The sequence below is a fragment of the Chelativorans xinjiangensis genome, assembly GCF_009812055.1.
Classification (GTDB): Bacteria; Pseudomonadota; Alphaproteobacteria; order Rhizobiales; family Rhizobiaceae; genus Chelativorans; species Chelativorans xinjiangense.
Map to the genome: position 1 here is coordinate 1 of NZ_WQNH01000066.1, position 21,877 is coordinate 21,877.

Below are 21,877 nucleotides of genomic sequence, written 5' to 3' on the forward strand. Positions count from 1 at the left end.
GGATCGGCACCACCATCTGCACAGGCAATGGCCGGAAAGCCGATCATGCATTAAGACTGAAACTGGACCACCTCATAGGGGCAGGCCATCCCATTCGCTGGGACGGCCTTAATCGCGCGCGCTCCGATGCGGTGCAAGAGCCATAGTCTGCGCGTAAGCCAATGGTGAGCGACTGCCGGGTGTGTTCGCATCCAGCACAAGCGTCTTGATGTCGTCCGAGCGCACATCGAGCACGACTGCACGTTCCAGCTTGTCGATCTGCCAGACCGCATAACCGAGTTCGCGCTTGTAGCCGCAGTCTCCTTCAACGACAGTGTGCGGCTCCACAGGCAAGAGCATGATCTGCGGCTTTGGCAGCTTATAGCAGTGACCTTCGTAGGCATAGCCGTAGATAACACCGATACTCGCAACTTGTGGGGCCCCAACGTCTGATATTGTGAGTGTGTTTTCAGAAACCTCACTTTCTTTAGATTTCACAGAATCTTTGGAAGGAGCTGACCTTACTATGAGTTTTATAATTTCTCTCTTTTCTTCACCGTCGCGTCTGACCAAATCCGTTATGTCTTTCCCCCCTTCTTCAAGCAGCTTTTTTAATTCAGACACTTGGACCGTCAGATTCTCGTCGTCCCTAACTGCCGGCCGGCCGTACAGACGCACCTCTCCAGGTCTGAAGGAATTGTAGTCACCTTGTCCCTGCGTGAACTCTGGGCCAACGCCTGGATTAGCGTAACAATCACTCATGGTCCTCTCCTTCGTGGGCTCATGCTCATATTCGGGCGCGTAATCTCGCGCCAAAGAAAGTTGGCTTCCAGACGTTCGGCGGCAGCTCCTTCCGCGGCGACGATGATCGCCTCCGCCGCTCTATCGAGACGCAGCGAGTTGGCATCCAGCGAGGCCAACGAAGTAGCCAGCGCCTGACCAACCGCATCGCGCGCAAAGATGAGCGCGGACCTGAAAAGATGGGGCCGCGTTCTGAACGCTTCCCCCGTCAAATCGCGAAATCCATCCCAATCATGCTGGGAAAACTGACGGAGATCGGAATCCAGGAGGCGCGGATCCGCGCAACCGTTTCGAACCAATTCTCGGTGATAGAGCTCCACGATGCTGTCGAATACAGCGCCGACGAAAGGAAGCGCACGGTCATGCGCCTCCTGTGTCACCTCCGACATTCGCCGAAAATTCGTTGCAAGCCTGATCTGTGTTTCAGGACTGGTTTCGGCAAACCGGTTCAGTTCATTGTGGAGCAGGAGATTTCCCCTGGTGCGCCGGAGCAGCCGGTCGATCGCGGAATCAAAATGCAGAAACGAGATCAGCGAGACGACATCCGAAAACGCCTCTGCGAACGGGAAGAAGTCGCTGTCGCGCGACGCGGCGATCGGAAACCCCAACTCGCCCAGACTGATCAAATGCCCGACTTCGTGAGCGATCGTATCCAGATTCAACGCGTAGGGCCGGTCGATGCCGTCGACGCGCGAATAACCGAGCTCGAGAAATCCGTAGCCCGCCTGCGCGTTCTCCCAATCGACCAACGGAACGATCTCGAGGCGCTCGAAGGTTTGGTCGAAGAACCAGCGGACGGGATGTCCAAGGTAGCTCTGCCAGATTCCAAGCACGAAATGCACGCAGGCATAGGCGTGGACCGCAAGAAAGGATCGCGCCTGTGGATCAAGGTGATCGAAATGGCGGTCGGGGCCTGCCTGGACAGGTCCACGCCGCGCGCCGTCGAACGGAGGCAACCATGTTGAGCCGTAAGGCTGCTTGTCGAAGAGAGGATCAGCGACATACATCATCATGTCGCTGGGGCCCTCGCCGATCTCATCAGGCAGTATCGGCAGCCATATACGGTCCGGCTGCTCATAGCCCGGAATAAATGGCGCTTGAGGATATATCCAAAAGCGTGTGCCGACACCTTGTTCGGCGTGCCGATAAGCCTGAGGACGTAGTTCGTCAGCCATAGCATCAACCGAAAGCATTATTGACGCTTTATCAAATTACTTACGAAATATACCTAAGAAACTATCAATATATATTGCAAATCAACTGTATGAATTCAACAATGTTTGGTCAATACCACCCGCTTCTAGATCACGAATAAAAGTATTTGTTGCGCGCCAAGTCCAATCAACGGGAGGCGGGCCGGATACGATGAGACGCGGCGCAATTTGCAAGGCTGCGAGCGCATCGTGCTGTTTTTGGCGGAACATCCCGCCAATTAGTCTATCCGACGCATCGTCCGCCCAGCCGGCCTTTCGCAGTACCGCCTTTAGGATGCGATCGCGAAAGTTCATGTTCCGCGCCGTCTGCGTGAGTTTGCGCCGGTCTTCAGGCGAGATCAGTTTGTCGCGCATAAGCCTGGAGAAAGTTGCCTGAAGATCAATCATCGCATCCGTCAGCGGAAGAAAGCCAAGCTCGGCTGGTGCGGACTGCACCGCCACCGCGTCGTCGGGGGCCAAAGCCCACCGGCGGTACCACCGATAGATCAAGCCGACTCCGATCATGCCGAACTCGTGCAACTCGGCGGCCCTTAGCGCTCCCATGCTGGCGGTTCCGATCATTGTGATCCCCTGAGCCATTGCCCATAGAATTTCCTTGTGACGGACGGCAGGCCGATCCTCGAATTGCCCGTCGATCAAGATCATCGCCAGCGGCCTGAAGGCATGTGCGGCGAGCACAATATCGCCCTGTGCCGCGGGCCGGAGATAGACGGCGTCGAGGACTGGCTGGGCCTCGGCAAGCGGGAGCGTCGGGCCGAGAAACACCAGTATGGGGCCGTCGGTGCGAGATATGTGACCGCTTGTGGACGGGTGATCCATCTGACTACTCACCGAACCGCTGCGAAGGGCTGTGCTGCTGGAAGGATCGTCCTTATGCAGTGAACGCCGCTTTCGCTGTCTGATCCGACCGGCACCGCGAGCACCGGGCCCAATCCCCATACGGCGACCTGCTGGACAAATGAGCCCAGGTCCACGGCGGCAAGATTTTCGATCGTCGCAGGATCTATCGGAGCAACGTCTGCAGCAATGAGCTGGCGCGCCTGGGCGACGAGTGCGTCATTGCCGGAACGGTAGTGCCTCCTGGTCTGGTCGTCGCGTGTGCCGGAGATTGCGGCGGCTCGGGTCACCAGAGCTTCAAGCAAGGCGCCAAAGGCGGCCGCCTCCAGCGTTGGGCCGGCTGCATGGCCCTCGGTTGGGAGGGCAAGTGTCGGTTCACCAGGACCTGTTTCTATCGTCTGGCACCATACGACCGGAACCTCGGTGGGGGACGGCACGTACCAGAAAGCGACGGAAAGCCCGTTTTCGCGGGCAAGATCCAGAAGCCTCTGTGCTTTCCCGCTGAAGGGTGTCGAGGATCGAAGGCGCATACGGTCAAAAAAACCGTGCATGGCGAAGGCCCGCGCCATTGCGTCCCGTTCAATGCATTCGAACAGGCAATGCAGAAACGCCGCGGGCGCACTCACATGGCAGGCAAGACCGGTGGTCGTGCGCAGGAAAACGCCGTCACCAGCCGGCGGCGACTCGGTGTAGCAAGTGTGGACGAGTTCGAGGGGCACAGGCTGTGTTGAGCCCGAAGATACGTCGAGCGCCAAAATCCACGGAATTTGAACTTCCCGCCATTCACCCCGGTAGCTGGGTCGGGCCAGATTTTCAAACAGACCCTGGGGGATTCCGAGTTCCCCGGCAGAAGCAAGAAAGATCCGGTCCGGTGGGATAATTTCGGAAAAGAAGCGTTCGAGCGATTCCATAACAGCGCCGACAGCGGCTTCCGCTACGGAAAGCCCTCTCCCCAGCGCTGTTACCTCTGAAAGAGCGCCCGGGCGAATGGCTTGAACCACGGGCAGCCCGATCCGGTCCAGTCCGGTCAAGTCCCCCAGTCGGGTGATCCGGGCCTTTCGGCACAGGGGTAGAAGCCGCGAAAGGAGGCAGTCCAAATCGTCGTGCGTCGGCGACATCGACAATGGGAATGAATTCGCCGCCGACAGCGCCGAGCGTAATTCCTCTAGGGAACGATCCAATTTTCATTGCCCCCTTGGGAGAGATCAGGCGCAATGCCGAGATCCTTGGCTGACCGGGCAGACCGTTCAAAGAGAGCGACAGCGCCCTGCTCGCTCGCGATTGCCAATGCAAGCTTCACATCCGGAACGATCAGATTCGGATCGACCCTTGTTTGGGCGCGCAGTTCCGCACGGAGACGATAGAGTTCGGCCAGCCAATAGTTATGCCCGGTATCATTGGCTTGACTGATTGCGTAATCCAAGGCCGCAATGGCCTTGTCCAACTTTCCCTCAAGCCCAAGAATTTTGGAGTGCATATAAAGATATATCGGAAGATCACCTATCGATCCAAGCTGTTCCAAGACCTCGAGCCCATTGCAGAATACCTCATGGCCGGGGTCGATATCTTTTTTCAGCTGCGCTCTAGTCCATCCACCAAACAGAAGTGACAGGCCATTGAGGAACTCCATTTCATGCTTTGCCGCAAACTCCCCCATCCGCACGGCAATTTCAGCAAGATGGTCGAAATCCCCGCGATAAAAGGCGGACACTGCTTCGGTATCGAGCGAGTGTGCCTTACTGGGAATATGTCCGATGCTGTCGACAAAGCCGATCATTTCCGCGAGAGCAGCGTCCGACATCGCGGTCTGGCCGACCAGCCACAACGATAGGGCCTTTTGGCCTAACCCGCACACTTTTGCGTCATGTCCACCGAACAGCGTCCGATTAATCCCGGCGCGTTCGGCGTCATAAAGTGCAATGCCAGTCTCGATTGCTTCCAGGGTTTCCTTGTGCCGGCCGAGATTGAAGGCGATCGCCCAAATGGAGTGATTGATCTGTAGCTTGACCTCGGGATCGTCCACCCCTGAAAGCATCTCCCGCACGCGTATGGCGCGATCGTGCATGATGCGAAAATCCGATCCGGTGTACCACCAGCCCCAAAATACCGGGAACCACTCAGCCAGTTCATGGGAGGGACGTTGCCGAGCAATGTTGATACCACGATCGTAGAGTTGCTGCGCTCGCTCGTCCCGAGGGCCGAACTGGCTGGTCAGCAGCGGGCCGAGAGCGGCGATAATCTCAAGTTGGAGGCGTTCACGGGCGTCGATATCATCGATGTTCTCGGTCAGTCGGAGGGCGTGGAAAAGCGTAGATCTCGCTTCCGCCATCGCCGACCGGGCAGCGCTGTCACGTCCCACCCTGGCCAGAATGGCAGCGGCGGTCCGGTAATTGCCCGCGCGCTCGGAATGCCATGCCAGATCTGTGTCTCGTGTGACTGATCCTTCTTCCTTTTGCTGCTCTAGCTGTTTGAACACCCGCTGATGAAAAACCCGCCTGTCGGTATCCCGAAGCGAGCTGTAGGCGGCTTCCCGCAGCAACGCGTGTCGGAACTCATATTCGGTATCCGGCGGCGGCCAAATCTGTCGCAGGACATTTTGGTCGACCAGGAGCGCCAGCAGGGCGGACAGGTTCTCTTCCGGCAGCAGGTCGCCCACCACCTCACGCAACATCGCCAGGTCGAAGCTTCTTCCTATTACGGAGGCGATCTGAGCCACCTTTCGCCCCTCTCCCAAAGCATTCATGCGGGAGAGGAGCAGATCATTGAGCGGCATCGCCGGATCGTCCCAAGCATCCTTTTTCAGCGCCGGGCTGGTCCCGACGCTACGATCCATCCGGAGCCGCCACAGCACCAGTTCCTCGAGAAACAGCGGAATGCCATCGCTGAATTCCGATATGAAGGCCACCTGCTCCGGAGCCGGACTGTCATCGGCTGTCATCTCCCAAAGGGAGGTTGCAAGCGCCTGTGTTTCGGCAGGGCCGAGCCGCCGAAGCGTCAGATCGAGTGCATTGCTCGCGTCCGAAATTGAACGAAGCGAATCGTCGCGCGCCGTAAGAGCGATGAAAACTGGCTTGTCGGTGATCCATATCGACAGGGCTTCAAGCTCGGCAAGGGTTGATGGATCGGCCCAATGGATATCCTCGACTATAAGGCAAACCGGGCCCCTCCTGGCACGGCTCTCGATCGCCGCCTGGATTGCACTTCGTGTGCGCCTCAGAGCTTCCTTCGTTGACAGCGGCGGATCGTTGCCACCGGATAGAATGATGCCGCTTGCGAAACCCAGCTGTTCGATAGGATCGGAATCCGGCACGCCCAGGCGGCGTACGGCCCGCATGAACACCGAGTTCGGCGGCTGCCGCCAGCGTCGACGACCGGCAAACATGCCCGCAAGCGGCGAAAGCGCCGTACGAGCCCCACTGGGCGTGCACTGGAACAGCCAGGGACGCACCCCCGACGCCTTGAGACGACCGCGGAGATCATGAAGTAATCGGGACTTGCCGATGCCTGATTGCCCACGCACGATCACAATTTGTCCGTGGCCATCGCGGGTGTCGGACCAGCGGTTTATCAGCAGATCGAGTTCGCCACGACGGCCAACCAGCGGTAAAACATGTCTCTGTCTCGCCTCAAAGCGATCGGGTATGCGCCGAGGCATGATCAGTTGCCAAAGAATATCGGCTTCGTTCCGGTCGCGTGCAGGCGAGCGATCCCGGTAGGGCTGGAATTTAAAATAACTGCTGACGCGCGCGCGAAGTCTGTCGCTTATCAGTATACCCGGTATCGGGGCCGCATGACGCATCCTGCGCGCCTTGAGCTCGGCTTGGCCGATAACCCTGGGTCGGTCGTCATCGCTCTCGGTCGAAAAGACCAGCGATACGCTCTCGTCGAGGGCTGCTCTGAATATGAAGCGCTGGTCCGAGCGGCTTGACCAACGGTAGTTCGCGATTGCTTCGCTGAGTTCGTTGGCCGCCGTAACTGCATCGCTGGCGTAATCCTCCGTCTGCCCTTCGACGCCGAAGTAGATCACGCCATGATCCGCGCCAGAAGCGCCAACCAAGCCTAGCCATTCCTCTGCTACCGCACCGATGAGATGGTTTAGATCAGCTATGAGATCCGCGAGAACTCCGGCATCATCTGAATAGTTGGCGGCATCAGAGACGCCTATGATCTCATAACTGAGAGCGACGACCATGCGTTGCTCGATGAGTCTACGCTTTACTTGGGCCGGCGGAAGCTGTGCGGGCTCCGGCGTGGCTACTGACGATGTAGCTGTTTCGTTCAAAGCTGAGCGAATTCCGGGTTCTTTGCTTACCTTTTCGATGACGGACATTGTTTCCGATGAGGGAGCGACGCCGAGCGCGGTCTCGAACAACTCCAACATCGACCTCGCATGCCGCACTGCTTCCCCACGTCGATTGGCTGCAAGCAGGGCGTTCAGCAAGGCACGGTGCGCCTCCTCGGCGAGATCGTCCAACAACACAGCGCGCCGCCCCTCCCGCACGGCTGTTTCCAGGTCACCGCTCGCAAGCGAAGTTTCGGACAGCCTCACGAATACTTCCAAGGCACGCGTCCGGTACCATCCGCGCTGATCGAAAATCCACTGCTCCACATCGCCGTCCCGGATGCGGACGTCGCTGAGAAAATCTCCCCTGTAGAGTTCCGATGCAGCGCGAAGCGATTGCGGGTCGTCACTTCCTAGAAGTGTTTTGAAGGTCAAGGCATCGACCTGGATCAATTCAGGGCGGAGCCACACTTCCTCCCGCTGGGCACCGATCATTGGTTCCGCGACGAATTGCTTTCTCAGCTGGCTCAACGCGGTTCGTAGGTTTTGGCTAGCGCCTCCACCACTCCGCTCGCCCCAAAGGCGCTCCGCCAATACCTCTCGATGGCAACTGTGCGGTATGGCCAGGGCGAGTGAGGCAAGCAGGCAGCGCTGCTTGGCGGACGCGATCGAAACGGGCGTGTCGTCGTGGAGCAGTTCAAAGCCGCCAAGAACACGCAGATAGTAGCTCATGGCGCGAAGCCGCCTGTACGGCGTAACGAACGCAAATCTGGATCGCCCAAGAAAATCTCTCGAAGCCGCAATGACTCCGCCAGAGAAGGCGAATGGGCCGACAATCACGTTCTTAAAGGCAACCCACTCAACATATTAACACAAAAACGTGCAACTGGAACGTCAGCGCTTCTGGCCTGCGAACCGCTGCATGCCAAGATGACGGGATTGCTCTCGACGTACTTTGCTGGCGGCAGCCCACCTCCGTGACGTGATAAGCCGGCAGGCGTTACATGGGGAATTGACCTGCCCGGTCAGCGGAAGCCGCGTCCAAAGGCGCGACGCGCTGCCTTCTCGAGCTCTCAATTTCTTGCACAACAAAAGCAGCAGCCCCGTTCGGGGCTGCTGTTGCGCGTCGAACCGACCGCTAGCGTGCGATTTGGAAGCGCGGGGTGGGCTCGTCGTTCTCATCGCTGGGGCCAAAACCATCCGCAGCCGAGAAGCGGCCGCTCCGGCCAGCACCAGTGGAAAAGCCGTAGGAGCTGTAGGCGCTACCGGTTACGACCGTCCTGTCGACGGAGGGCGCCATCTGGTAGCGCGGAGCAGGCATACTGTTCGCCTCGCTGGGACCCACGCCCCACGCGGCTTCGAAAGCAGCTGCGTTGCCCACACCAAGTGTAGCGAGAACGGATGCGAGAATAGCAAGTTTATTCATTGTAATCTCCTGTGTTTCTGTAAGGAACCGCGGTCAAATTCTTTCTTGATTTGCGTTGCTTGTGACCGCACGGTCTGTTCTACATGTCGAGCGTGCAAGCACCGTTGATCGAGCGTGAGCGATCCGTGAAAAGTGGCGCGGGAGCCGCGAAATGGATAAAGTCAGAAAACGCGCCAGCATCTGGAAATAGGCGACCCTATTCCGCTCGTCACGTCACCGTGAGCGGCTCGCTGCGGGCGACTCCCGGTGCTCCAAGACACGATGGACCCAGAAGCCGTCGAGTCCCGCCTTCTGGATGACGACAAGCGCGAAGCGCCGCCCGGTGCGCGCCTGCGCCTTGTCCTGAAGCTGAGTGCAGTGCGCCAACAGTCCGACGACGTCGCCGCCGCATACCGCATGCTTCGACATCTTCTCGCCACTGGCCGGCGACAGCGACGTGATCAGCCAGCTCGATTTACTCAGCTCCAAAGAAGCAAAGATCGCGCCAAGATCGGTGCGGATAGCGCGCCGCGGGTCGATAGGCTGCAACATGCATGATTGGCCTCCACAGAGTTGTTGGTCAGCAACCCCACTCTTCCAGAGCGCAGGTCGCTACCCACCAACCGGCATGGGATCTTTGTTCATTCGTCCCTGTCTTTTCTTTTGAATAAAAAAAAAGTGCTACGGGTTGAGTTTTTCCATGGGAGGTGGGAGCGTCACGACAATAGAGACTTGTCCGTCGAGTGATACCGCATAGTCAAGAATCTGAGGAAGATTGGCCGATGCTACGTGATCAATCACCAGGCAGTCGATTGGCGGCATTTCTTCCATCGGTCTAGAATGATCAGTTGCGACTTGTTTCATTTGACGACTTTACGGAGGGAGTGCGATGGCCACTCAGATAACCCGTAGGACGTTCCTCGCAGGAAGCGCCGCGACGGGCGTAGCGGTCAATGTCTCCACCCTGACCTCGCCAGCTGAAGCTCGATTGCTGCAGAAGCCTCCTCGTCCCGGCCCCGACTGGCTTGATGCGTCCGGTCAGCCACGATACCGGCTTGATGCCATCGCCAAGGTGACCGGCGAGAAGACCTTCTCCCGCGACTATCGCGCGCAAAATCTCGAAGGGTGGCCGACGCGCTGAGCGGACAAAGCGCGACAGCCTTGTCGGCGGCGCGCAAAGCGTTCTCCGGCCGGGCGCTCTCGGTTCTCAACACGCCGACACCGGCAGAGGCGCTGCTGGACAAGAAAGTCCGCATGGCCGTCGTCAACACCTCTGCCTTCTTCGAATTGGGCGATGATGTGTTCCCGGTCAGGCGCGAGGGCATGCAGGCGGTCGGGGTGATCGGTTACGACACGGTTCATATCCTGACGCGTGATGATAGCGACATTGCGTCGATAAACGATGCAGAGCGCATCGGCGTCGCGCGTGCTGGCGGCGGCTCGGAGCATGTTGCCCGTATCCTCCTGGCCGGATTGGGACATACAGAAGCCGATGTGATTCCAGCTCCCGGTGATGTGGAATCGCCGATCGATGCGCAAATCGACGCTCTGCGAAATGGCGAACTGAATGCGGTCCTGTTCATGGCCGAAATCGGTCATCCGCGCATCGTGCGCGAGATGCAGACGGACGATCTGCGTCTTATCAGACTGCCTGAATGGCAGGAGGGCAACAATCTGATCCGATTCCCGTTCCTGCGGCTGACACGCATCAACGAGGATACCTATCCAAACATGACCGGACCCGTCGACTCGATCGGCGCCCAGGTTGTGCTTGCCGGCCCGGTTCCAGCGGCCGATCCGATCGGAACCGCCGGGCCGGGGAGCGCGGCGGTCGGCGAAGTGCTGCCGCTGACCAGCAAGACCGTAACGGCGCTCAACGAGGCGCTGCCAAGCCGGGAAACGATCGACCCGGCTATCCCCGTCTCGCCGATACTTGCACCCAGGCCAAAGCCGGAACCCGAGCCGATCAATCCGTCGACCGCATATTCGGTGGTCAACTTTCTGGCGATCTGCCTGATGGTCTTTTTCCTGTACCTCTACGTGCGCAAGCAGCCCGTCAGTGTACGCCGCAGGCAGGCCCGCAAATCTGGCGGCGCGTGATACGCACGCTCAACTTGAAAGGCAAAAGCCATGTATCACAGGCTTCTTGTTCCGATCGACGTTCAGCACAACAGCTCATGGCAAAAAGCGCTGCCTGTTGCCGTGGAGTTTTCGCGGATGCTCGACGCTGAGATCAATATTCTAAGCGTCGTGCCGGATTTTCTTGCGGGCATGGACTGGCGCTACGCCATACGCGGCGAGACCGGTGGTTCTGAAGCGTACGACCTGAAGGACCTCATGCGGCTGGCCGAGGAGCGGCTCAAGGACATCTGTGCCAGCAACATCCCGGAAGACCTTGCTCCGAGAATCCTGGTAGACAGCGGCAACCCGTTCGAGCAGATCATCGAAACCGCGGCCGACATCGACGCCGATCTGATTGTCATGGCCGCGTTGAGGAGGTCTCTCAAGGGTTACCTGCTCGGCCCGACAACCGCGCGTGTCGTGCGGCATGCGGACTGCTCGGTCCATGTCGTACGCTATATCGACGAGGATTGATCGCAAATTTGCGCGCGCCTAAGCGCGCTCCGACCCGTGCCCGGAGGTGAAAACCGTAACCTCATCGCTTATTGGCGCGACGGCCACGCGTCAAAGCACGCCAGCGTCCCTGCACCATGGTGGGGAGAAGCTGTTGAAGGCAGAGAGCGCCAAAAACGCGCCTCCGCTCCATGTGGATTTTCGCCCGTCATGCGCACGGCCAGGCCAAGCGATGTGCGAAACAGTCCATAAGCCACTGCCTATGACGCCTATATGATCCTCTATTTTTCTTAATATTTAATACGATATACTTATACCAGCGGTCATGATGATTGACCGACATGCGCCCAGCGCCTCATTCCGATCGAGGTGATGGCTTGTGGACTTGCGAGGAGCTTCTGCCAGGCCTCGCAAGCGGCGTTGATGATCGCCTCATAGGTGTCGAAGACGCGCTTTGAGAGCCAGTTGGCGCGCATGTATGCGGTCGCAATAGTCCCAGTATTCCTCTAGAGCGGTTTTGCCAAATTCGGAGTCGCGAGTTTGCATTGAGTGGCTAGCTCTGATTCCCTGATCGAAGTGATTTGCGGAAGGAGCGACGGATGGCGCGAGCCTATGGGGTGGATTTGCGAAAGCGTGTGGTCGAGGCGATAGAGGAAGGACTGTCCACCCGGGAAGCGGCGCGGCGGTTTTCGATCGGGATATCGACGTCTGGCGCGTGGTATCGCGAGTGGCGATCGAGCGGCAGGCTGGAGCCTGGCCGGCAGGGCAAGCCGAAGCTTTCGAAGCTGGACGCGCACGAGGCGTTCATTCTCGCCCCGGTGGATACCGACGAGCGGGACATCACGCTTGCCGAGATCGCCGAGCGTCTCGAGGCCGAGCGCGGGGTCAAAGCAGGCGTGACGACGGTGCACGAGTTCTTCGCAAAGCGCGGCATCACGTATAAAAAAAGACAGCGCATGCGGTCGAACAGCAGCGCCCGGACGTTCTGGCGGCGCGAGAAGACTGGTTCGACGGACAACTCGATCTCGACCCGAGCCGCCTGATCTTCATCGACGAAAGTGGCCTCAACACAAAGATGGTGCGGCTTCGGGGTCGCTCGCCGCGCGGCGAACGCTGCCGGGCGGCCGTGCCTCACGGGCATTGGAAGTCCACGACCTTCACGGCGGGCTTGCGCCTCGACGGGATCGCCGCTCCCTGGCTTCTCGACGGTGCGATGGATGGCGAAGCGTTTCTGGTCTACCTGCGCCGCGTCCTTGCGCCGACGCTTCAGCCCGGCGACGTCGTCGTGATGGACAACCTCCCGGCTCACAAGGTGGCCGGCGTTCGCGAGATCATCGAGGCCACGGGCGCATGCCTTCGCTATCTTCCGCCCTACTCGCCGGACTTCAATCCAATCGAGATGGCCTTCGCCAAGTTGAAGGCCTTCCTGCGAAAGGTCGCTGCGCGTTCAATTCCAGAGCTGTGGGACGCTGTGCGCCTCGCGATCGATCGCTTCGAACCAAAGGAATGCGAGAACTTCTTCGCCAATGCCGGCTACGATGCGTGACCCAACTTATTCCGAAAACTCTAGCGTTTCGCCCTTGACCGCAAAGACCGGCGTGCCGCTGGCCGCGATCGCCGCCGCGGCGTGATCCTGCGTCGAGAAGATGTTGCACGATGCCCAGCGGACCTCGGCGCCAAGCTCCACCGGCGTCTCGATCAGAACCGCCGTCTGGATCGTCATGTGCAGGGAGCCGGCGATCCGCGCCCCCTTCAGCGGCTTCGACGCTCCGTATTCCGCGCGAAGCGCCATCAGCCCAGGCATCTCCGTCTCCGCAATGTCGAGTTCGCGAAGCCCGTAGTCGGCAAGCGCGATGTCGCGGATCGCGCAATTCTCGGGGGTGAATGTCTCAGGTTTGTTCATGTCTGTTCACCTTTCCGATTGGGGCGTTTCGGTTACTCGGCTGCCTGGGTGGCGCCGAAGGTGCGCCCCAACTCGTCGGCCAGGTCCGTCTTCTCCCAGGAAAAGCCGCCATCGGCGTCCGGCTCGCGCCCGAAATGGCCGTAGGCCGCGGCGCGGGCGTAGATGGGCTTGAGAAGATCCAGATGCTCGCGGATGCCGCGCGGGGTCAGGCGCACCATCTCGCGCAGGACCGACGACAGCTTGTCATTGTCCACGCGTCCCGTACCGAGCATCTCGACATAGAGCGCGACCGGCTCCGGCATGCCGATGGCATAGGCAAGCTGGATCTGACACTTATCGGCGAGGCCCGCGGCCACGACGTTCTTGGCAAGATAGCGGGCGGCATAAGCTGCCGAACGGTCCACCTTGGTCGGATCCTTGCCGGAAAAGGCGCCGCCGCCATGGGGTGCTGCGCCGCCATAGGTGTCGACGATGATTTTGCGGCCGGTGAGGCCGGCGTCGCCGTCCGGCCCGCCGATGACGAAATTGCCGGTCGGGTTCACGATCAGCCGGTCGTCGGGCACTGACCAGCCTTCGGGGAAGACGGCGGCAATATACGGCTTGACGAGTTCGCGCACCTCATCCTGGCTGAGACCCTCGGCATGCTGGGTCGAGACGACGACGGTGTCGAGCCCGACGGGCTTGCCGTTGCGATATTTGAGCGTCACCTGGCTCTTGGCGTCGGGGCCGAACTTGGGCTGCTTGCCCGCCTTCCGGTCCTCGGCCATCAGCCGCAGGATGCGATGCGAGAACTGGATCGGTGCCGGCATCAATTCGTCGGTCTCGTTACAGGCATAGCCGAACATGATGCCCTGATCGCCGGCGCCTTCCTCGCCCTTGTCGCCTTCGTCAACACCCATGGCGATGTCGGCCGACTGCTCGTGCAGCAGGTTGTTGACGGCGCAGGTTTTCCAGGAGAAGCCCTTCTGTTCGTAGCCGATGTCCTTGATCGCCCGGCGCGCGATCTCCTCGACATGCTGGCGCACCTCGTCGGGGCCCCGAACTTCGCCGGCAATGGTGACGTGGTCGGTGGTGGCCAGCGTTTCGCAGGCGACGCGGCAGTTCGGATCTGCGGCCAGATAGGCGTCCAGCACAGCGTCCGAGATTCTGTCGCAGACCTTGTCGGGGTGCCCCTCGGACACGGATTCACTGGTGAAAAGCCAGGTGTTGTCGCTCATCTCGTTCCTCTCTTTTTCGCGTTGGAATGGGTGGTCGTGGTCAGGCGATCTTGCGCTCGGGTTCGTCCCGCGCGCCGCTACGGTCGGGCACGTAGGCGAGGCTCGGCGCCAGCCAGCGTTCGACCTCGGCCAGATCCATGCCCTTGTGCCGGGCATAGTCGGCCACCTGATCGGGGCCGATCCGGCCGATACCGAAATAGCGGGCGCCGGGATGGGCGAAATAGAGGCCGGACACCGCCGAGGCCGGCCACATCGCGCAGCTTTCGGTCAGCTCGATCCCGGTGTGACGGGGCGCATCGAGCATCGAAAAGAGGGTGCGCTTGTCGGTGTGGTCCGGGCAGGCCGGATAGCCGGGCGCGGGGCGGATGCCGCGATACCGTTCGGCGATCAGCGCCTCGTTGTCGAGCGCCTCGTCCGCGGCATAGCCCCACAGCGTGCGGCGCACGCGGGCATGCAGGGCCTCGGCGAAGGCCTCGGCGAGGCGGTCGCCCAGCGCCTGGACCAAGATCGAGTCATAGTCGTTACCCGCCACCTTGAAGCGCTCGGCGAATTCGTGAACCCCGGCACCCGCCGTCACGGCGAAGCCGCCGATCCAGTCGTCAATGCCCTTTGGCGCCACGAAGTCGGCCAAGCACATGTTGGGCCTGTCACCCGACTTGCGGCCCTGCTGGCGAAGCTGCGGCAGGCGTACCGCCTCGGCTCTTCGATCCTCACCCGTCCACACGATCACGTTGTCGCCGTCGCGATTGGCAGGCCAGAGTCCGACCACGCCGCGGGGCATGAACCAGCCCTCGGCCATGATCCGTTTGAGCATCGCCGTGGCGTTGCCGTAAAGCTCGTGCGCCACAGCGCCCCTGTCGGGATCGTCGAGAATGGCGGGGAACTTGCCGCGCATCTCCCAGGTGTCGAAGAAGGGTGTCCAATCGATATAGCCGACCAGCGCTTCGAGCGGCATGTCGTCGATGACGGTCAGACCGGGCGTCTGTGGCGCCGGCGGGGTGTAGCTTTCCCACCCGCCGTTGAAGGCATTCGCGCGGGCCTCGGCGATCGGTATCGTCGGGCGGTCGCCACCGCGGCTGGCCGCCGCGCGTACCCGCTCCTGCACGGCCGCGATCTCGTCCAGATAGTCGGCGCGGGCCGACTTCGACAGCAGGCGCGAGACCACGCCGACCGCCTTCGAGGCGTCGTCGACATGGATCACGCCGTGCTCGTATTCCGGGGCGATCCTCAGCGCGGTGTGCTTCTTCGATGTGGTCGCGCCGCCGATCAAAAGAGAGATGTCGAAACCCTGCCGCTTCATTTCGGCCGCGACTTCGACCATGCGGTCGAGCGAGGGGGTGATGAGGCCTGAAAGCCCGATGATGTCGGCCTTTTCCTCGCGCGCCTTGGCGAGGATGTCCTCGGTCGGGACCATCACGCCCAGATCGACCACGTCGTAGTTGTTGCACTGCAATACGACGCCGACGATGTTCTTGCCAATGTCGTGGACGTCGCCCTTGACGGTGGCCATCAGCACCTTGCCCTTGGCGGAGGTGTCGCCGGACCTCTTCTTCTCCTCCTCCATGTAGGGCAGGAGATGCGCCACGGCGGTCTTCATCACCCGGGCCGATTTCACCACCTGTGGCAGGAACATCTTGCCGGCGCCGAAGAGGTCGCCGACGACGTTCATGCCGTCCATGAGCGGCCCCTCGATCACGTCGAGCGGCTTGTCCGCCCTCAGGCGGCATTCCTCGGTGTCGGCGACGACGAAATCGGTGATCCCGTGGACGAGCGCGTGCTCCAGCCGCTTCTCGACCGGCTGCTCGCGCCACTTGGGGTCTTCCTTCTTCGCCGCCTCGCCCGAGCCCCTGAACTGGTCGGCGATCTCCATAAGCCGCTCGGTCGCGTCGTCGCGTCGGTTCAAAAGCACGTCTTCGACTCGCTCGCGCAGGACGTCTGAGATGTCGTCATAGACGGTGATCTGGCCGGCGTTCACGATGGCCATGTCCAGTCCCAGCGGGATCGCGTGGTAGAGGAAGGCGGAATGCATCGCCTCGCGCACCGCATTGTTGCCGCGGAAGCTGAACGAAACGTTCGACAGTCCGCCCGAAACATGGCAGTGCGGCATCGCCTCCTTGATCATGCGGGTGGCCTCGAAGAAAGCCACCGCATAGTCGTTGTGCTCTTCGATCCCGGTCGCCACGGCGAAGATGTTGGGGTCGAAAATGATGTCCCAGGGGTCGAAGCCGGCCTTCTCGGTGAGAAGGGCGTAGCAGCGCTTGCAGATGTCGAACTTGTGCCGGGCGGTCTCGGCCTGGCCGTTTTCGTCGAAGGCCATGACGACCACGGCGGCGCCGTAGCGGCGGACGGTCCGGGCCTGCTCGAGGAACGCCTCTTCGCCCTCTTTGAGCGAAATCGAGTTGACGACCGAGCGGCCCTGGACGCATTTCAGCCCGGCTTCGATCACCTCGAATTTCGAGCTGTCGATCATCACCGGTACCCGGGAGATGTCGGGCTCCGACGCGATGAGGTTGAGGAAGGTCGTCATCGCCTCGGCCGAGTCGAGCAGCCCCTCGTCCATGTTCACGTCGATGATCTGTGCGCCGTTCTCGACTTGCTGGCGCGCCACGTCCAGCGCGGCGGCATAGTCGCCGCCCATGATCAGCTTCTTGAACTTCGCCGAGCCGGTGACGTTGGTCCGCTCGCCGATATTGATGAAATTCGCGATCCCGGTCATGCGGCGCCCTCATGCCGGGCCTCGACGCCCGATACCTCGAACAGCTCGAGCCCGCTGAGCCGCATCCGCGTCACTTTCGGCGGAACGGCGCGCGGCGCCTTGTTCTTCACCGCCTCGGCGATGGCCGCGATATGCGCAGGCGTGGTGCCGCAGCAGCCGCCGACGACGTTGACAAGGCTGGACTCGGCCCATTCGCCCAGGTGCCGGGCGGTATCCTCGGGCGTCTCGTCGTAGCCGCCCATCTCGTTGGGCAGGCCCGCATTGGGATAGGCGCTGACGCGGGTGTCGGCCACCCGCGACAGCGTGCGGATGTGCTGGCGCATCTCGCCGGCGCCAAGCGCGCAGTTGAGCCCGACGGAGAACGGGCGCGCATGGCTCATCGACGCCCAGAACGCCTCGGGCGTCTGCCCGATCAGCGTGCGGCCCGACCGGTCGGTGATCGTCCCCGAGATCATCAGCGGCGGCACCGCGATACCTTCGTCACGCAGCGATTCGACGGCATGGATCGCGGCCTTGGCGTTCAGCGTGTCGAAGATCGTCTCGATCAGAAGTAGATCCGCTCCCGCCTCGATCAGCGCCCGCGCCGCCTCGCCATAGGCTTGGGCGAGGTCGTCGAAGGTCACGCTCCGGAAACCCGGATCGTTCACGTCGGGGCTGATCGAGGCGGTCTGGTTCGTGGGCCCGATCCCGCCGGCGACCCAGCGCGGCCGGTCGGGCGTGGCCACGGCATCGGCCGCCTCGCGCGCCAGCCGCACGCTCTCGGCGTTCATCTCGGCCACCAGGTGCTGCATGGAATAGTCGGCCTGACTGATGGCGTTGGCGCCGAAGGTGTTGGTGCACAGGATGTCGGCGCCGGCCTCGAGGAAGGCGGCATGGATGCCGCGGATCATCTCGGACGCGGTCAGGCTGAGAAGCTCGTTGTTCCCGCCGACGTCGACAGGGTGATCTTGGAAGCGCTCGCCGCGGTAGACTGCTTCGTCCGGCTTTTCCTGCTGGATCATCGTTCCCATTGCGCCATCGAGCACGAGGATGCGCTCGACGGCGTGCCTTTCGATATCGGCTGTCATTGGCTCCGTCCTTTCATGCGGCTCGGTCGGCGCTGATCCGCGTAGGCATGCCCAGCGCGCGGCAGACCGACAGACTCACATCTGGCTTGTTCAGGGTGTAGATGTGAAAGTCCGTAACGCCCTCGGCCGCAAGACGGCGGCACTGTTCGCTGGCAAGGCTCGCCGCCACCATCGCGCGCATGTCGGGCGCATCGTCCAGCCCGTCGAACATCGCCTCCATCCAGTCGGGGATCGAGGCGCCGCAGCCTTCCGAGAACCGCTTGAGGCTGGCGAAATTGGCGACCGGCATGATACCGGGCACGATCGGCGCCTCAATGCCCGCGGCGCGGGCACGGTCGATAAAGCGCAGGATCGTGTCGGTGTCGAAAACATACTGCGTGATTGCCCGCGACGCGCCCGCGTCGAGCTTGCGCTTGAGGTTGTCAAGGTCGCTTTGCGCGCCGGCCGCTTCGGGATGCACTTCCGGATAGGCGGCAACGGCGATGTCGAAATCGGCCACCCGGCGCAGGCCCGCCACCAGTTCGGCCGCGTCGCGATAGCCGTCGGTGGCGAGGGCCTGGCCCTCGGGCAGGTCGCCGCGCAACGCCACGATCTTGCATACGCCCGCCTCCCACAGGCGCTGCGCTTGGGTGTCGATCTCGGCACGGCTTGCGCCGACGCAGGTCAGGTGATGCGCGACCGGCAGCCCGGTGCGCCGGCGTACCATGTCGACCACGCGCGCTGTTCGGTCGCGCGTCGTTCCGCCGGCGCCGTAGGTGACCGAGAAGTATTGAGGACCGGCGCTGGCGAGCTGGGCGACGGTGCGGCCGAGATTGTCGATGCCCCGCTCGGTTCTCGGCGGGAACAGCTCGAATGAGACGGTGATGGGGTGTTCGGGGAGATGCCCGCCCATGCGGATTGCTCCGTGTTTTTCTCTGTGAGCTTGAAAGCGGCGAGGGGCGGGCGACGGGCGCGCGGCGCGCGCCGCCCGTCCCCCAGATCACGCGGCGGGCTTGCGGAACAGCTGGATGCCCCAGGACAGGTGGCCGTCATCGGCCGCCTTGACCCAGTTCTCCAGGCCAACCGCCATCTTGTCGAGATAGGCTGCCGAAGCGCCGGCCTCGCGCAGCTTGTCGTAGTTGGCGATCAGGTCCTCGCGCACCCGCTCGTAGTGGGTGCGGAGATGATGGGTCATCTCCTCCTGGCGCAGCACCTCGAAGCCGCACGCCTCCGCCGCCTCGCGGTAGAAGCGGAACGAACCGAGGCTGCTGAGCTGCAGCCGGTCATAGACGGGCTGCAGCACGCCCTCGGGCACGTCGTCTGCCTGGCAGGGATCGGTGAAGACGAAATATCCGCCCGGCTTGAGCACGCGCCAGGCTTCGGACAGCACCTTGTCGCGCTGGTCGGAATGCAGAATCGCGTCCTGGCTCCACACCACGTCGTAGCTGGCGTCGGCCTCGGGGATGACCTCGAACACGCCGTGGACGACGCCGATGTTCTTGGCGAGGCCCGCGTGGCGCGTCTTGGCGCGGTTGTAGTCGTTCTGCGTCTCGGAAATGTTCAGGCACGTCGCCGTGCAGCCGTAGTTTCGCACCAGCCGGCGCATCGACCCACCGTAGCCAGCGCCGATATCGAGGATGCGCGTTGACTCGTCGAGGCCTGGAACGACGGCCGCCATGCAATCGACGGCTTCATCGCTCGCGACCCGGATGTCCTTGGTGTTTTCATAGATACCGATATGCAGATCCTCGCCGCCCCAGATGGTGGAATAGAAGGTGTCGGCGTCTTCGCTGTCGTAGTAGCTCTCGGCGATGTCACGCACATCCGTCTCGCCCGGCTCGCGGGCGCCGAGAGGCATCGTCGATTTCTCGGCCACATGGATGAAGAAGTCGGGATTGTTCTCCGCGTAGGTATCCTGAAAGTCACCATAGGTACGCACGCGCTGGAAACCGGCCTCGGACAAGAGACGGCGGACGTAATTCTTGCGGATCGGGTGGAGGTTCAGCGTGTACCGTGCCCCGTCGGGGAAGCTGTAGAGCATCCGCACGAGGCCATCATCGATATGTTCGGGCTCTGCGCTGACCTTGTCGCCGCAATAGTAGTACTTGTGCTTCGAGGAGAAGCCCTCGTCGAGCATGGTGTCGTAGTTGCGTTGGTCGAGGATCAGGACGCCGTCGTGCTTCAGCGCGGCGTAGAATTCGGCGAGCGCGCGGCGGCGGTCCTGCTCCTCGTGCAGATGCGTGAAGGAGTTGCCGAGGCAGATGATGGCGTCGTATTTGCCCTGAATGTCGCGATTGAGCCAGCGCCAGTCGGCCTGCACGGTCTTGAGGATCAGGCCGCGTGCCTGGCCGTTCTCGAACGCCTTGGCGAGCATTGCCGCCGAGCCGTCGGCGGAGGTCACGTTGAAGCCGGCCTCGGTCAGGCGCACCGAGTGGAAGCCGGTGCCGGTCGCCACGTCGAGCACGGTCTCCTTGCCGCGGGCTCTCAGCACGTCGATAAAGAACTGGCCCTCGCTTTCGGCGCGCGCGCGCCAGTCGATCAGCTCGTCCCACTTCTTGACGAAGCTCATCACGTACTCGTTCCGATACCGGTCGGTCTCACGATCCTTAAGCGGGTCGCCGCTGTATACTTGGTCGGTCAGGGTAAGCTCCACGTTCATCGCACTCGAATCGGACATGACGTCTCCTCTCTTCGTTGACGTGTTCGGACCTCCGGGTCGCTCCGACCCGGCTTGCGGCGAATGCAGGCGCCAAAGGCACAATTTCAGATCGGCGGTGGCCGGATGGTCAGCGGGGCGGAAGGCCCACGACGCGGCCCGGAACGTTCCCGCCCCGGAAGATGCTGTCACCACATAGTTCGATTTGCGAAGCGTTCCGCTCCTGGACGCTGCCTAGGAAGACTCGATACAGGAAAGAGATGCCAAAAAACAAGGCCCGTTGACGAAGATTCGTGAAAGTTATGTATTTCGACTCACGAAATAAATTGATTGGCGCGGCGGTGTGACCGGCCCGCACACATCCGTTGTGTATCATCGGATTTCCAGGACAGTCGCAAACACCCCACTGTGCCGCCGTTCTGGCAACGCGGTGGCTCTGCTCAAGGCGCTCGGCTGCTTCGGCGAACGGAACTAACCGAATACGCCAGATGATAGGCGATTACTTCAGCGCTCACGATGCCCTTGCGCCTCTATCACGGGAGGAACTCGTGTCATTATAGCGAGACGGGATGGTGACGCTTCTCGATGTTCGGTCGGAGGAAGAATTTCAATCTCTTCCATCCCCACTGGGCGCTCAATGTCCCTTCGAAGAGATGGAGAAGCGTCTCTGGCAGCTGCCGAAGGAGCAGGAGATCGTGGCCTACCGCAATGGGCCGTACAGCGTTCTTTAGTTCGAGGCCGTCGCGGCCCTACGAGTGAAAGGGTTCCGGGTTGGTCGGCTTGAGGACGGCTTTCCGGGGTGAAAGGCGGTGGGCCTCAAAGTTGAGGCCCTCATGTGAAGGTAAGGGTGTCCGACAGAGGGTTAACAATGGTCGGCCTCAGACGCTCCATCCTTACAGCCCCGTACTTGATGAAGGAAGTAGCCCTCGTCGCGCGCACACGCAGCGAGCGCGACAAACGCGTTGTCTGGACGTCGCCGATGGAGGCGGGCGCACGCTTCTGGAGGCTGCGCCCGATCCTCTGCAGAAGGCGTTCCCAAAACAATTCGAAGCTTTACCCGACTGGCAGTAGGCGATGGTCGTCGCAGCACTTGAGCGGGTGGGCGCGATGCTCAATGCCGGCGCGCTGAGAAGCCTCGAGCCGTTAGATTGTCACTACAGCCTAGTCTAGTGCCCGTCCATAAACGGTAAGCTGCTGAAATTACTGGAGGAATCACCAAATTTCCGCAGGAAAGGCCCGACGGTTTC

Annotated in this window: 13 protein-coding genes and 5 pseudogenes; 4 read left to right on the forward strand and 14 right to left on the reverse strand. The window is 61.3% G+C overall.

Annotated elements, in window-relative coordinates; all coding sequences use genetic code 11:
• Positions 1-108: 108 nt before the first annotated feature.
• The 7 genes and pseudogenes from GM910_RS24585 to GM910_RS24615 all read right to left on the reverse strand — a co-directional run.
• Positions 109-741: a hypothetical protein gene (locus GM910_RS24585; protein ID WP_159592961.1), complete on the reverse strand. Its 633-nt coding sequence runs from the start codon at positions 739-741 to the stop codon at positions 109-111.
• Positions 738-1,955 (reverse strand): gluzincin family metallopeptidase, encoded by a 1,218-nt coding sequence (locus tag GM910_RS24590; RefSeq protein ID WP_159592964.1) that lies wholly within the window; start codon positions 1,953-1,955, stop codon positions 738-740. Before GM910_RS24590 ends, GM910_RS24585 begins: the two co-directional genes overlap by 4 nt.
• Before the next feature lie 81 nt (positions 1,956-2,036).
• Entirely contained in the window at positions 2,037-2,813 is a 777-nt protein-coding gene (locus tag GM910_RS24595) for a TfuA-like protein (RefSeq protein WP_159592967.1), read from the reverse strand.
• A gap of 8 nt (positions 2,814-2,821) precedes the next feature.
• Positions 2,822-3,949 carry a YcaO-like family protein gene (locus GM910_RS24600; RefSeq protein ID WP_159593003.1) on the reverse strand — a complete coding sequence of 376 codons (1,128 nt, stop codon included), beginning with the start codon at positions 3,947-3,949 and terminating at the stop codon, positions 2,822-2,824.
• A 47-nt stretch (positions 3,950-3,996) separates the two neighbouring features.
• Positions 3,997-7,845 (reverse strand): ATP-binding protein, encoded by a 3,849-nt coding sequence (locus GM910_RS24605; protein WP_159592970.1) that lies wholly within the window; start codon positions 7,843-7,845, stop codon positions 3,997-3,999.
• Between the two features lie 406 nt (positions 7,846-8,251).
• Positions 8,252-8,539 carry a hypothetical protein gene (locus GM910_RS24610; protein WP_159592973.1) on the reverse strand — a complete coding sequence of 96 codons (288 nt, stop codon included), beginning with the start codon at positions 8,537-8,539 and terminating at the stop codon, positions 8,252-8,254.
• 249 nt (positions 8,540-8,788) lie between these two features.
• A pseudogene (locus GM910_RS24615) lies at positions 8,789-9,070 on the reverse strand (IS110 family transposase); the annotation flags it as partial.
• Between the two features lie 337 nt (positions 9,071-9,407).
• On the opposite strand from GM910_RS24615, the gene GM910_RS24620 reads away from it, so the two are divergent.
• From GM910_RS24620 to GM910_RS24630, 3 genes are read left to right on the forward strand one after another with little or no spacing between them, the layout of a single operon-like run.
• Positions 9,408-9,659, forward strand: a complete 252-nt coding sequence (locus GM910_RS24620) for a twin-arginine translocation signal domain-containing protein (RefSeq protein ID WP_159592976.1) — start codon at positions 9,408-9,410, stop codon at positions 9,657-9,659.
• Positions 9,644-10,618, forward strand: a complete 975-nt coding sequence (locus GM910_RS24625) for a TAXI family TRAP transporter solute-binding subunit (protein ID WP_159592979.1) — start codon at positions 9,644-9,646, stop codon at positions 10,616-10,618. The genes GM910_RS24620 and GM910_RS24625 overlap by 16 nt, the downstream gene beginning before the upstream one ends.
• 30 nt (positions 10,619-10,648) lie before the next feature.
• Positions 10,649-11,113, forward strand: a complete 465-nt coding sequence (locus GM910_RS24630; protein ID WP_159592982.1) for a universal stress protein — start codon at positions 10,649-10,651, stop codon at positions 11,111-11,113.
• A gap of 103 nt (positions 11,114-11,216) precedes the next feature.
• Here GM910_RS24630 and GM910_RS24635 read toward each other — a convergent pair.
• A pseudogene (locus GM910_RS24635) lies at positions 11,217-11,349 on the reverse strand (ABC transporter permease); the annotation flags it as partial.
• 66 nt (positions 11,350-11,415) lie between these two features.
• Positions 11,416-11,571 (reverse strand): annotated as a pseudogene (locus tag GM910_RS27465) (IS630 family transposase); the annotation flags it as partial.
• Between the two features lie 120 nt (positions 11,572-11,691).
• Here GM910_RS27465 and GM910_RS24640 point away from each other — a divergent pair.
• Positions 11,692-12,638, forward strand: a protein-coding gene (locus GM910_RS24640; protein WP_425482729.1) for an IS630 family transposase whose coding sequence is annotated in 2 segments (ribosomal slippage) — positions 11,692-12,040 and positions 12,040-12,638 — 948 coding nt in all. Because the reading frame shifts where the segments join, the coding sequence is not laid out codon by codon here.
• 18 nt (positions 12,639-12,656) lie between these two features.
• Here the strand turns inward: GM910_RS24640 and GM910_RS24645 are convergent.
• The 5 genes and pseudogenes from GM910_RS24645 to GM910_RS24670 form a co-directional block, all read right to left on the reverse strand.
• Positions 12,657-12,995: pseudogene (locus GM910_RS24645) on the reverse strand (adenosylhomocysteinase); the annotation flags it as partial.
• Positions 12,996-13,027: 32 nt separating this feature from the next.
• Entirely contained in the window at positions 13,028-14,212 is a 1,185-nt protein-coding gene (metK, locus tag GM910_RS24650; RefSeq protein ID WP_159592988.1) for a methionine adenosyltransferase, read from the reverse strand.
• Between the two features lie 40 nt (positions 14,213-14,252).
• Positions 14,253-17,995, reverse strand: a pseudogene (metH, locus tag GM910_RS24655) (methionine synthase).
• A 13-nt stretch (positions 17,996-18,008) separates the two neighbouring features.
• On the reverse strand, positions 18,009-18,887 hold the full coding sequence (gene metF, locus GM910_RS24665; RefSeq protein WP_159592997.1) for a methylenetetrahydrofolate reductase [NAD(P)H]: 879 nt from the start codon (positions 18,885-18,887) through the stop codon (positions 18,009-18,011).
• Between the two features lie 87 nt (positions 18,888-18,974).
• The gene (locus GM910_RS24670; RefSeq protein WP_159593000.1) at positions 18,975-20,651 is read right to left on the reverse strand and encodes a glycine/sarcosine N-methyltransferase; all 1,677 of its coding nucleotides are present in this window, start codon (positions 20,649-20,651) and stop codon (positions 18,975-18,977) included.
• Positions 20,652-21,877: the final 1,226 nt, after the last annotated feature.